12 protein-coding genes are annotated in these 12292 nt (G+C 67.5%); 1 reads left to right on the plus strand and 11 read right to left on the minus strand.

What is annotated here, in order from left to right:
• The 11 genes from pcaH to AC06FB_RS13875 form a co-directional block, all read right to left on the minus strand.
• Nucleotides 1-711, minus strand: coding sequence for a protocatechuate 3,4-dioxygenase subunit beta (pcaH, locus tag AC06FB_RS13825; RefSeq protein WP_197572109.1), 711 nt, complete (start codon nt 709-711; stop codon nt 1-3).
• Nucleotides 712-778: 67 nt separating this feature from the next.
• Nucleotides 779-1993 (minus strand): 3-oxoadipyl-CoA thiolase, encoded by a 1215-nt coding sequence (gene pcaF / locus AC06FB_RS13830; protein ID WP_430543114.1) that lies wholly within the window; start codon nt 1991-1993, stop codon nt 779-781.
• A 1-nt stretch (nt 1994) separates the two neighbouring features.
• Complete coding sequence (locus tag AC06FB_RS13835; protein WP_478053788.1) at nt 1995-2642, minus strand: 3-oxoacid CoA-transferase subunit B; 648 nt, start codon at nt 2640-2642, stop codon at nt 1995-1997.
• A complete protein-coding gene (locus AC06FB_RS13840) occupies nt 2639-3319 on the minus strand; it encodes a 3-oxoacid CoA-transferase subunit A (protein WP_053517770.1) in 681 nt (226 codons plus the stop codon). Before AC06FB_RS13840 ends, AC06FB_RS13835 begins: the two co-directional genes overlap by 4 nt.
• Before the next feature lie 169 nt (nt 3320-3488).
• On the minus strand, nt 3489-4805 hold the full coding sequence (locus AC06FB_RS13845; protein WP_478053789.1) for an MFS transporter: 1317 nt from the start codon (nt 4803-4805) through the stop codon (nt 3489-3491).
• Between the two features lie 53 nt (nt 4806-4858).
• Nucleotides 4859-5710 (minus strand): type I 3-dehydroquinate dehydratase, encoded by an 852-nt coding sequence (gene aroD / locus AC06FB_RS13850; RefSeq protein ID WP_277381676.1) that lies wholly within the window; start codon nt 5708-5710, stop codon nt 4859-4861.
• 35 nt (nt 5711-5745) lie between these two features.
• On the minus strand, nt 5746-7035 hold the full coding sequence (locus tag AC06FB_RS13855; protein ID WP_065181319.1) for a carbohydrate porin: 1290 nt from the start codon (nt 7033-7035) through the stop codon (nt 5746-5748).
• Between the two features lie 22 nt (nt 7036-7057).
• Entirely contained in the window at nt 7058-8569 is a 1512-nt protein-coding gene (locus AC06FB_RS13860) for a right-handed parallel beta-helix repeat-containing protein (RefSeq protein ID WP_478053790.1), read from the minus strand.
• Between the two features lie 273 nt (nt 8570-8842).
• Complete coding sequence (locus tag AC06FB_RS13865; protein ID WP_478053791.1) at nt 8843-10408, minus strand: protein adenylyltransferase SelO; 1566 nt, start codon at nt 10406-10408, stop codon at nt 8843-8845.
• Nucleotides 10409-10439: 31 nt separating this feature from the next.
• Entirely contained in the window at nt 10440-11129 is a 690-nt protein-coding gene (locus tag AC06FB_RS13870) for a glutathione S-transferase (protein WP_065181317.1), read from the minus strand.
• A gap of 146 nt (nt 11130-11275) precedes the next feature.
• Nucleotides 11276-11485, minus strand: coding sequence for a cold-shock protein (locus AC06FB_RS13875; protein ID WP_005416210.1), 210 nt, complete (start codon nt 11483-11485; stop codon nt 11276-11278).
• 303 nt (nt 11486-11788) lie between these two features.
• Here AC06FB_RS13875 and AC06FB_RS13880 point away from each other — a divergent pair, with 303 nt between their 5' ends.
• Entirely contained in the window at nt 11789-12280 is a 492-nt protein-coding gene (locus tag AC06FB_RS13880) for a YaiI/YqxD family protein (RefSeq protein WP_053517778.1), read from the plus strand.
• Nucleotides 12281-12292: the final 12 nt, after the last annotated feature.

Raw genomic sequence — 12292 nt, forward strand, 5'->3', positions numbered from 1 at the left:
TTACTCCCAGACGGTCATCTTGCGACCGCGCAGCACGATGTCGAAGCGGTAACCCAGCGCGAATTCGTTGGCCGTGTTTTCCCAATCGAACGAGGACACCATGCGCTCGCGCGCGTTGGCATCGTCCACGCAGTTGTAGATGGGATCGAACGCCAGCAGTGGGTCGTTGGGGAAGTACATCTGCGTAACCAGCCGCTGGCCGATGCCATCGCCATGCAGGGAGAAATGGATGTGCGCCGGGCGCCAGGCGTTGTAGTGGTTACGCCACGGGTAGGCGCCGGGCTTGATGGTGGTGAAGCGATAACGGCCTTCGCTGTCGGTCAGCACCTGGCCGGTGCCCTTGAAGTTGGGATCCAGCGGTGCATCGTGCTGGTCACCCTTGTGCAGGTAACGGCCAGCAGCGTTGCACTGCCATACCTCGACCACGGTGTTGCGCACCGGGCGGCCATTCTCGTCCAGCACGCGGCCGCTGACGATGATGCGCTCGCCCTGCGGCTGGCCGGGGAAACCTGCGGTCAGGTCCGCGGCGTGCTCACCCAGGGTGATGCGGTTGATGCTCGGGCCGGTCACTTCCGAGAGCGTCACCGGGATGGCGATCGGATCGGTACCCGGGCCACGCAGCGCGGTGGAGGCATACGGCAGGTGGATGCGCGGCGGCTGGCTGCCGGGATACGGCGTGCGGTAGCCGCGCAGTTGAGTGGGATCGCTCATGGCGTACTCCTGTTGGCGAGCGGCCCGCAGGCCGCGGCTGTCGTGCAGATCATGGGTTCGTTGGGGCTCACACGCGCTCAATGGCCAGGGCTACACCCTGCCCCACGCCGATGCACATCGTGGCCAGGCCACGCCGGCCCCCGGTGGCTTCCAGCTGGCGCAGCAGGGTCAGGGCCAGGCGCGCACCGCTCATGCCCAGCGGGTGCCCCAGTGCGATGGCGCCGCCGTTGGGGTTCACGTGCGCGGCATCATCGGCCAGGCCCAGCTGGCGCATGCAGGCCAGGCTCTGCGAGGCGAAGGCTTCGTTCAGTTCGATGGCATCGAAATCGGCAATGGTCAGGCCCAGGCGCGTCATCAGCTTCTGGCTGGCCGGCACCGGGCCCATGCCCATGATTGCCGGCTCCACGCCGGCGCTGGCAAAGCCGAGAATGCGTGCGCGCGGGGTGAGGCCCAGCGCCTTGACCTGCGCACCGGACGCCAGCAGCAATGCCGCGGCACCATCATTGATGCCCGAGGCATTGCCTGCGGTCACCGTTCCGGGCTGCCGGAACAGCGGCTTCAGTCCAGCCAGGGCGTCTGCGGTGGTATCGCCGCGCGGATGTTCATCGCGGTCGACAATCACGGTCTCGCCGCGCCTGCGGCCCGGCACCTCCACCGCCTCGATTTCGCCATCGAAGAATCCACGCGCCTGCGCGACGGCGGTGCGTTGCTGGCTGCGCAGCGCGAACGCATCCTGGTCCTCGCGGCTGATGGCGTAGCGCTCGGCCACGTTCTCGGCGGTCTGGCCCATGGTCTCCACGCCATGCAGCTCGCGCAGGCGGGAGTTGATGAAGCGCCAGCCCATGGTGGTGTCTTCAATCTGCTGGTCGCGGGCGAACGGCGAGGTCGCCTTGCCCATCACGAATGGCGCGCGCGACATCGACTCCACACCACCGGCAATGGCCAGACCCAGCTCGCCCGTGGCGATCCCACGGGCCACCGTGCCGATCGCATCCAGGCCCGACCCGCACAGGCGGTTGATCGTGCTGCCCGGCACCGTCACCGGCAGGCCGGCCAGCAGCAGGCTCATGCGCGCAACGTTCCGGTTGTCTTCGCCGGCCTGGTTGGCACAGCCGAGGTAGACGTCCTCGACCAGCGCCGGATCCAGCTGCGGGTGGCGCGCCAGCAGTGCCTTCAGCGGAATCGCGCCGAGGTCGTCGGCGCGCACGCCGGACAGCGCACCACCATAGCGACCGATCGGGGTACGGATGCCATCGACGATGTAGGTCTCGTGCAGGCTCATCTCAGGCTCCCTCGGCCAGTGCCAGCGGCAGGCCGGTCAGTTCACGCAGTTGTCCGATATCCATGCCTTCCACCATCTCCAGCACGATCGCGCCATCAGCCCCCAGATCGAACACCGCCACATCGGTGTATACGCGCGACACGCAGCGTAGCCCGGTCAACGGGTAGCTGCACTCGGTCACCAGCTTGCTCTCGCCCTTCTTGGTGAACAGGTCCATCATCACGAACACCTGCTTGGCACCGATGGCCAGGTCCATCGCGCCGCCCACGGCCGGAATCGCATCGGGGGCCCCGGTGCTCCAGTTGGCGAGGTCGCCCTGCACCGAGACCTGGAAGGCACCCAGCACGCAGATATCGAGGTGGCCGCCACGCATCATCGCGAACGAATCGGCATGGTGGAAATAGCAGCCCCCGGTCAGCAGGGTGACCGGCTGCTTGCCGGCATTGATCAGATCCGGATCCTCCCGGCCAGGCGCCGGCGCCGGTCCCATGCCCAGCAGGCCATTCTCCGACTGCAGGAAGATCTCCTTGTCGGCCGGCAGGAAATTGGCCACCGTGGTCGGCAGGCCAATGCCCAGGTTGACGTAGGCACCTTCGGGAATGTCGCGCGCCACGCGCGCGGCCATCTGTTCGCGGCTGAGCTTGTTCATGCCTGCACCCCCGCTGCGGCCACCGGCACCACGCGCTGCACGAAGATGCCCGGGGTCACCACGGCCTCCGGGTCCAGTTCACCCAGCGGCACCACCTCACGCACCTGCACGATGGCGCAGCGCGCGGCCATCGCCATCAGCGGGCCGAAGTTGCGTGCGGTCTTGCGGTACACCAGGTTGCCCCAACGGTCGCCGCGGTCGGCCTTGATCAGCGCGAAATCAGCGTGCAGCGGGTACTCAAGCACGAAGTGACGCCCGTCGATCTCACGCGTCTCCTTGCCCTGCGCCAGCTCGGTGCCGTAGCCGGTCGGGGTGAAGATCGCGCCCAGGCCGGAACCCGCCGCGTGGATGCGCGCGGCCAGATTGCCCTGCGGCACCAGCTCCAGTTCGATCTCACCGGCGCGGTAGGCGGCGTCGAAATGCTGCGAATCGGCCTGGCGCGGAAACGAGCAGACGATGCGACGCACGCGCTTGTGCCTGATCAGCGCGGCCAGGCCGGTATCGCCGTTGCCGGCGTTGTTGTTGATGATGCACAGCTCGCGCGCACCCTGTGCGATGAGCGCGTCGATCAGCTCGTCGGGCATGCCCGCCGTGCCAAAGCCGCCGATCATCACGGTGGCGCCATCATGGATATCGGCCACCGCTGCTTCCACGCTGGCCACGGTCTTGTCGATCACTGCATTGCTCCTTGCCCTGCGCGCCAGCGGTCATCACCGCCTCGCTTCAGAGCCACTGCGAAGGGAAAACACGGCCTCGACATGGTCGCCATGGCACTCCGTCCGGTCAATGCGATATTCGCACTCATGATTCGATAATCGCACATTGAGTCAACGACTCCCTCGCGGTTCAACGCTGGTTCCGGCCCACGCCCACGCGCAGACCCAGGCACGCCCAGGCCGCAAGCAGCAGCGGCAGCGCGCACAGCACATACAACGCGGAGGGCCGCCAGTGGCCATCCACCAGCACACCCACCGTGAGCGGCGAGAGGATCGCACCGACGCGGCCGATGCCGATGGCCCAGCCCAGACCGGTGGTCCGCACTTGCGCGGCGAACACCACCGGCGCCGCGGCATACAGGCCCGCCATCGCGGCGAACAGTGCTGCACCGATCACGAACGCCAACGGGAAGGCCATGCCCAGCTGCGTGTTGAAGGCGGCAAAGCCCAGCATCGACACCATCGCCAGCAGCAGCGCACCGGCGGTCAGCTTCGACAGCGAACAGCGCGAGGCCAGCCAGCCGAACAGGCTGCCGCCGACGATGCCGCCCAGATTCAACAGCACGCCTCCGGTGATGCCCTGCTGGGCGGAGACACCGGCAGAGACCAGCAGCTTCGGCGTCCAGCTCAGCACGAAGTAGAAGGCGAACATGTGCAGGAAGAAGGCCAACGCGATCAGCAGCGCGACGCGCCGCAGGTCACCCACGAACAGCGCCGCATAGCCCTGCCGCTGGCCATCACGCAGCGGCGACGGCGGCAGCGCCTGCAGCTGCGGCATGCGCATGCGCGAGAGCAGTGCGTTCAGGCGCGGCAGCGCATCGGCCGGGCGACGCGCAACCAGGAAATCCAGCGATTCGGGCAGGCACCTGAGCACCAGCGGAATGCACACCAGCGACGCCACGGCGCCGATCAGGAACACGCTGTGCCAGGACCAGTGTTCCAGCATCCACGCCGCCAGCAGACCGCCGGCGGTGGCGCCTATCGGATAGCCGGTGGCCTGCAGCGCGACCGCCGTACTGCGCCACTTGGCATTGGCGTACTCGGCGGTGATCACGCCCACGCCGGCCAGCATGCCGCCGATGCCGATGCCGGTGTACACGCGCAGCGCGCCCAGCTGCCAGGCGTTGGCAGCCAGCGCCGACAGCGCCATGCCGCTGGTCAGGATCAGCAGGCAGCACACGATCATCGGCCGCCGGCCCCAGCGATCGGCCAGCGGCGCCAGCAGGAACGAGCCCAGCGCCATGCCGACCAGGCCGGCGCTGAGCATCATCCCCAGCACCTTGCCCGACAGCTCCCAGTCCGCCGACACATGCGGCGCGGTAAAGGCCATGACCATCACATCGAAGCCATCGAGCATGTTCAACAGCACGCAGATGGCGATGGCGGTCCACTGGAAGGGACTCATCCGTTCCAGGACAAGCGAGGGTGCGGGGGCGGCGTGGCTCATGGGGCGGTTTCCTGCAACAGCGTGATGCGGTGGAACGTCCGGCGGGGAAGGTCTCAGTGACCGGCCTGGCTGGATGCGTGGATGACCTGCAGGACGTCCTGCAGGCGATCGACTTCGACCTGGCCCGGTGCCGACGGAGTGCCGATCATGCCGAAGGTGAGCGCCTGGCCGAAGGTTTCACCAGCCAGGCGCGAGACCACACCGGTGCCCCCCATCGACATGGTCAGCAGCGGCCTGTCGCTCTGCTGGCGCACCTGCCAGGTGGCATCGAGCAGGGCCAGCACGTCGCCTGCGTCGCGCGGCATCACCGCGATCTTCAGCACGTCCGCACCCAGCGCCTGCTGCCTGAGCAGGCGCGCGACGATCTCATCGCGGGGCGGCGTTGCGTGGAAGTCATGGTTGGACATCACCACCTTCACGCCGGCCTTGTGCGCCTGCGCCACCAGCGCCTGCACCACCTTCGGATCACGGAACATCTCCACGTCGATCAGCTGGGCCACGCCGCCGCGCAGCAGCGTCGCGTAGAGCGCGCCGTAGTCGGCATCGCTGATCGGCTTGGCGCCGCCCTCGGCCTTGGTGCGGAACGTCACGATGACCGGCTTGCCGCCCAGCGTGGCCTGGATGCGCTTGCCCAGCGTGACCAGCGCCTTGCCATCGGTGGCGATGTCCAGGTAGTCGATGCGCCACTCGGCGATGTCGGTGGCCTTGCTGGCAGCGATGGCCGCCGCCTGCTGCAGGGCCACGTCAGCGGTGGCGCCAGTGATCGGCACGATGGTGCGGGGATGGCCCTCGCCGATACGCAACTGGCCGACCTGCAGTACCGCCGGCGGCGGTGCGGCCAGGGCCAGCGCCGGGACGGCGCACAGTGCACCGGCCAGCACAACCGGAGCGAGCGGAAACTTCATGGCGGTCACCAGAGCATGGAAGGAGCGCATGGCCATCAGAAGGTCACCTTGGCCTGTACGCCCACGGCCCAGGCGTTGTCGGTACCGCTGTAGTTGAACGTGCCCGGGTTGACGATGTACTGCACATCCGGGCGGATCATCAGCCACGGGTTTACCTGGACGCTGTAGGACAGTTCGAACAGCTCCTCGGCCTGGCTGAGGTTGTACAGCGGCGAATCGCCAGGCACGCCACCGGCGGCCAGCGTGGCCCGGCGCGCATCGACCAGCCGGTTGTTGATGTCGGCGCCTACGTAGCCCAGCGCGATGCTGTCCTGGGCGCGCGAGCCAATGCCCTGGTAAACCCCGCCCAGCGCATACCAGCGTTTGATCTGCGCGGTGTCGGTGTCGGACACCATGTACTGCGCGAACGCAGTCAGGCCGCGGCTGGGATCGGCCGATTCCCGGGTCAGACGCTGCTCGGCGAGCACGTAGGCGCCGTGGCGCCCGGTCGTCGGCGAAGCATCCAGACCGCGCTTGTCCACGCGTGAGGTGTCGTAGTAACCGCCGAACTTGTAGACGCCCGCGTAGCGGCTGCCCTTGGCCGGGGTCCAGGTCACTTCCACCGGGAACAGCGAACCGGTGGTACCGGAAGCGAGCGGACGGAACGCGTTGCGTTCGATGTTGCCACCCAGGTTCGGATTCACCTGGAACCAGCCGGTGCGAACGTTGACGGCCGGGCTGACCTGCTGGGCGAACTCACCGCCCCAGCGTGCCACGGGGTAGTTGTACCAGCCGCTGTTGCCCGACATCGCCAGCGGGTGCGCGCAGAACGCCGCATTGACGAAGTGGGTCAGCAGGCTGTGCAGGCCGAACTGGTTGCCCATCGCGTAATAGCCCAGCTTGTAGTACGACTGCCCCGCGTTGAAGGTCTGGTCGTAGCTCAGTTCGGTCAGCCGCGTGTACTGGCCGCCGTACGCTTCCTGGATGGGGAAGCGGTTGCCGACGAAGTCCACCGAGGTGCTGCGGCCGCGACGGTCGTTGAGGGTGAAGTGGAAGGCACCGCCGTTCCAGCCGGCCAGCGTGCCCATGTCCAGGTCCACGCCAACGCGCACCTGCTGCGCATAGCGCGCACCGGTTTCGCCGTAGCCTCCATCGACCACACCCATGGCTTCACCCACGTAGTCGCCGCGGAAGGCGATGCCACGCTCGAACAGATCGGTGCGGGTGCCGCCCCAGTCGCCAGTGAGGGTCCTGCCTTCGTAGCGGTTGCTCGACTGCGCGCTGGCGATGCAGGGCAGCAGCGCGGTGGCCAGGACGGCCAGGGAAACGGGTTTCGCAAGATTCATGATCGCGGTCTCGTGGAGATGATCAGCGCAGCGACAGCGGCGCGCTCAGGGGGGAGGTGGCGCCCTGCGCCGAGGTGACCGTGGCGGTCAGGCTGCCGGCAGCCGCAGCATCTGCCGCGGCGCCGAGCGGGAAGGTGAAACGGCCCTGCCCCTGCGCATCGGTGCGCGCCTGCACGCTGCCCAGCACCCACTCGGCCTCGCTGCCGCTGGCGGCGCGGTTGCCGAACACTTCGACCTGGTAACGGCTGTCGGGCGTGCCCTGGAAACGACCGATCAACTGGCGCTGCGTACCCTCGCCCTGCACGCCAGTCAGCTGCGGCGCCGCCTGGCCCAGGTTCGGCAGCGGCTGGCAGTCGGTCTGGCCGGCAGCGGAGCAGATGCGCGCACGCTTGGACGGATCATTGTCGACACCACGACCACGTGAACCGACGAAGCTGGCGTGTTCCAGGCCCGGCACGCCGAACACGATGGCGCCGCGCGGTTGGCCCTTCACGCAGGCGCCGCCGGCCTCGCAGCGCTCGATCGGCAGGCCGTTGCCGAAGATGCGGTTGGCGGTGAAGCGGTTCGGCGCACTGACCGGCTGCGGGCGCACGCCGATGCCGATGCCATTGCCGGTGATGATGTTGCCATCGACCACGTTGCCGCTGCCGGTGATGCTCAGGCCCAGCGAATTGCCGGTGAAGGTGTTGGCGGCGATGTAGTTGCGGTTGCCCCAGTTGATCTGCAGGCCATCGGAGTAATCGACGAAGCGGTTGTGTACCACGCTGTTGTCGTTGCCCCAGAGGATTTCGATGCCCTGCGACGGTTCCGGGTTGGCCTGGGTGGACTGGAACAGGTTGTCGGCCACCAGGTTCCAGGCCGCGCCACGGGTCAGCTCAAGTCCATCGCCGTTGTCGAGGAATTCATTGCGCACGATGCGGTTGTGCACGGTGGTGGTGGCAGTGGACTGCCCTGTGCCGTCGTCCCCGGTGAGCATGATGCCGGCGCCGCCCTTGTTGGCGACGATGCGGTTGTCGTGGATCTCGTTGTGGCTGGAGCGGTTGACCAGCACACCGATGCAGAAATTGCGGATCTCCAGACCGGCCAGTTCAACGCCCTGGGTATCCCGCAGGACCAGCCCCGGCAGCGTGGTGGTGCGCACGTTGGTGCCCGACTGGCCCGGCTCGGCGCCCGGACAGGCGTCGGTGCCGGTGCCGGTGACGTAGGCCGAACCGTCGATGGCGATGTACTGGCCATCGCGGCCCCAGGACGTGCCGATGATCTGCACCGGCCCCTTGATCTCCGGCAGCGGCGAGGTCGGCTTGATCACATGGGGCGCGGTACCCACCGCGTCGATCTCGATGCGATAGCGGCCCGGCGCGGTGTTGGCGGTGGTGATCGCCCAGCGCAGGGAGCCGGGACGGGTGTCGTCGGCGTAGCGGTCCACGCGCAGCACCTGCAGGGGCCCGCGCGGCGGTTCGGCCTGGTAGGCCAACGCCAGCGTCGGCAACTGGGCGAGCAGGAACAGAGAAACAACGGACAAGCGACGACGCATGCGATCACTCCGCACAGGTGAAGGGAAATCCTGCGGTCTTCCCCTGCACCTGGCTTCAGCACCGGGTCGGGTGCTGCCCTCGCCCCGCCAGGGGTGGATCGCTTGGACTGCTTTGAATCTGCGGAAGTGAAATTAGGTTTATCGCACTGCACCATTCAAGTGCGGTAATCGACTACGCGTGCGAATATCGCACTGAATGGGTACGACCATCGTTGTAGGGAAGGCTGCACTGGCACTTGCCGGGCGAAGCGCACGGCTGCGCCGTAGCACCGCTCAGGAACTGCAGGACAGCATCGAGCAGCCGGCGCGGTCGTCGGCCCAGGCCGGGCGCCTGCTGGCGAAATGCTCACGTCCGGCGCGTTGGGTGTACGGATCGCGCAGCACATCCTGCAAGGCGTGTACGCCGCCCATGTCCCCTTGTTCCGCACGGTCGATCGCTTCCTGCGCCAACCAGTTGCGCAGCACGTACAGCGGATTGGCCGCGCCCATCTTCGCCAGGCGCTCGGCGGCCGGAAGAGGATCCGCCCGCAATCGCGCGGCGTAGTCCTGCAGCCACTGCCGCAGCGGCACCTGCACGGCCTCCTGCCGCTCCCGGTCGTAATAGACCTCAGCCAGTGCCACCGCATCGGGCGATGCCGGGTCGATCCGCATCAACGCGCGCCAGGACAGGGTCATGTCCATGCCGCCGTCCTGCAGCAGCTGCTGCCAGCGCTGGTAGAGCTGCAGATCGGCATCATCGGCAGCTGCCAGGCCAAGCTTGGCCGCCGCATCGCGACGCGTGCAGGCGGCAAAGGTGGCCTGATAGGCAGCAAGGCCCGCCTGCAACGGCGCGACGTCGGCAAACAAGGGCGACAGCGCCTGCGCAAGCCGCCCCAGATTCCAGTACGCCACCTGCGGCTGCGTTCCGAAGCGGTAGCGACGGCCCTGTGCGTCAGTGGTGTTCGGGGTCCAGTCCGGATCGAAGTCCTCGACCCAGCCATAGGGGCCATAGTCGAGAGTGAGGCCAAGCACGGAGAGGTTGTCGGTGTTCATTACCCCATGCACGAAACCGACACGCATCCAGTGCGCGATCATCTCGGCGGTGCGCACCGCGATCTGCGCGAACCAGTCACCGTACAGCGCCTCACCCTGCCCTGCCAGTTCGGGGAAATCACGGGCGATGCAGGCGTCCATCAGTTGCTGCAGCAGTGACGTCTCACCGCGCGAGGCCGGCAGTTCGAACGAACCGAAACGCAGGAACGAGGGCGACACACGGCATACGATCGCGCCGGGCTCGGCTCGCGGACGGCCGTCATAGAACATGTCGCGCACCACGTGCTCGCCGGTACCGACCAGCGACAGCGCGCGCGTGGTCGGTACACCGAGGTGGTGCATGGCCTCACTGCACAGGAATTCACGGATCGACGAGCGCAGCACCGCGCGACCGTCGGCGCCACGGGAGTACGGGGTCGGGCCTGCACCCTTCAGCTGCAGTTCCCAGTGCCGGCCATCCGGCGCAACCAGCTCGCCCAGCGAGATCGCCCGCCCATCGCCAAGCTGGCCCGCCCAGTGACCGAACTGGTGCCCGCCGTAATTGGCGGCCCACGGCTGCATGCCCGGATACAACGCGTTGCCAGCGAATACCTGGGCAAACGTGCCGCTCGACACTTCAGCCACATCGATGCCGAGCAGAGCGGCGACCTCCGGCGACCAGGCCAGCAGGGTCGGCGCGGCGACAGGCGTCGGCATCACCGACGACCAGGCCGCCTCTCGGACTTCACGCCGGCGGGGCCCGGCTTCCGGGTCGCCCGGCAGGACGGTCAGCAGACGGTTGTCGAATCGCGGGAAGGGGCTGTCCATGGCCCTGACATGGGGATGGACGCCGCCGACCTCAATCGCCGCGCAGCGCCTGCAGCGATCCGCCGTGCGCTTCAGCGCGCTGGTAGGCCGGGCGTTCACCGATGCGCTGGAGAAACGCGCGCAGCGCCGGCTTGTCGTCCAGTCCGCCTCCGCGCGCCGCTGCGGCCTGGATCGGGAAGCTCATCTGGATATCGGCCGCGGTGAAACGCTCACCCGCGAACCACGGGCTCTCGGCCAGGCGGCGCTCCATCCAGTCCAGGTGCAGGCGGCGCTGCGGGCCGACGAAGCTCTGCTCGGCCTTGTCGGCAATGCTGCGGGCAATCGGGCGCACGAAGAACGGCACCGGCGCGTTGCGGATGCGGCTCATCACCAGCGTCAGCAGCAGCGGCGGCATCGCCGAGCCTTCGGCGTAGTGCAGCCAGTAGCGATAGGCCATGCGCTCGGCACCTTCGGCCGGTATCGGCGACGGCGACACCTGCCGCTGCGTGTCGTAGCGGTCAGCCAGGTAATCAAGAATGGCGCCGGATTCGGCCAGCACCTGCTCGCCGTCCTGCAGCACCGGTGATTTCCCCAGCGGATGTACCTGGCGCAGTGCCGGCGGTGCCAGCAGCGTTCTGGGGTCGCGCGGGTAACGGCGCAGTTCGTAGTCCAGCCCCAGCTCCTCCAGCATCCACAGCACGCGCAGCGAACGGGAATTCTCGAGGTGATGGACGATGCGCATGAAAGGACTCCAGAGGGGTGCAAGCATCGTAACGCGCCTGCACGCATGCGCCTGTGGATTCGATCCGTGCCTGCTCCCGCCGACGCAAAAAAAACGCCGGAAGCTTGCGCTTCCGGCGTTCTGGCTACCCGAGGGCAGCAGACGGATTAGACCGCCTGCACCTGGTCAGCCTGCATACCCTTCTGGCCCTGGACGGCGATGAAGGTGACCTTCTGGCCTTCCTGCAGGGTCTTGAAGCCGGTGCCCTGGATGGCGCGGAAGTGCACGAACAGGTCCGGGCCGCTTTCCGGGGTGATGAAGCCGAAGCCCTTGGCGTCGTTGAACCACTTGACGGTGCCGGTCTGACGTTCAGACATATTTACTAACTCCTGAAACACATGTTGAAAAAAATCGCAGCCACCGGGTATCGGGGCCGAGACTGAGTTGCAGGCGTTGGTAAAGCGGATCGATGAGTGGATCGTGAGATCAACTGCACCAGGCCACGATTCACGGTGACCCTAGCAAACACAGTGGGTCGCACGATACGCGTGTTTTCCCCAAAAAGCGATAGCCCCGGCATTCATCGCCACCCCGCCCCCGCTAGGCGTGGCAAGGGCTGGCAGTCGGTCGGGCCCGGATCCGGGGACCCATTCAGGTTTTTCCTACCCTACACTGGGTAAATGACTGAAGCTGAAACCCCGGCTGAACTGCCCCGTCCCCGCATCTGGGTGGACGCAGACGCCTGCCCCGTTGTCATCCGCGACATCCTGTTCCGGGCCGCCGAGCGGGTCGGCCTGGAGTTGACCCTGGTCGCCAACCAGTGGATCCGCACCCCGCCCTCGCGCTGGATCCGCTCCCTCCAGGTGCCGCAGGGCCTGGACGTGGCTGACAGCGCCATCGTCGAACGGGTCGCCGCCGGCGATCTGGTTGTCACCCAGGACATTCCACTGGCCGCGCTGGTGCTCGAACGAGGCGCGCTGGCCCTGCATCCGCGCGGGGAGCTGTTCACCGCCGACACCATCGCCCAGCGCCTGTCGGTACGCAATTTCATGGAAGAGCTGCGCGGCGCCGGCGTCCAGACCGGGGGCCCGCCTCCCCTGCATGCGCGCGACCGCCAGGCGTTCGGCAGCGCGCTGGACCGCTGGTTGGCCCGCATCCGCGTGGCGCGATGAGGCGGGGCCCGG

It is taken from the genome of Stenotrophomonas sp. Steno-C15 (genome assembly GCF_056393265.1).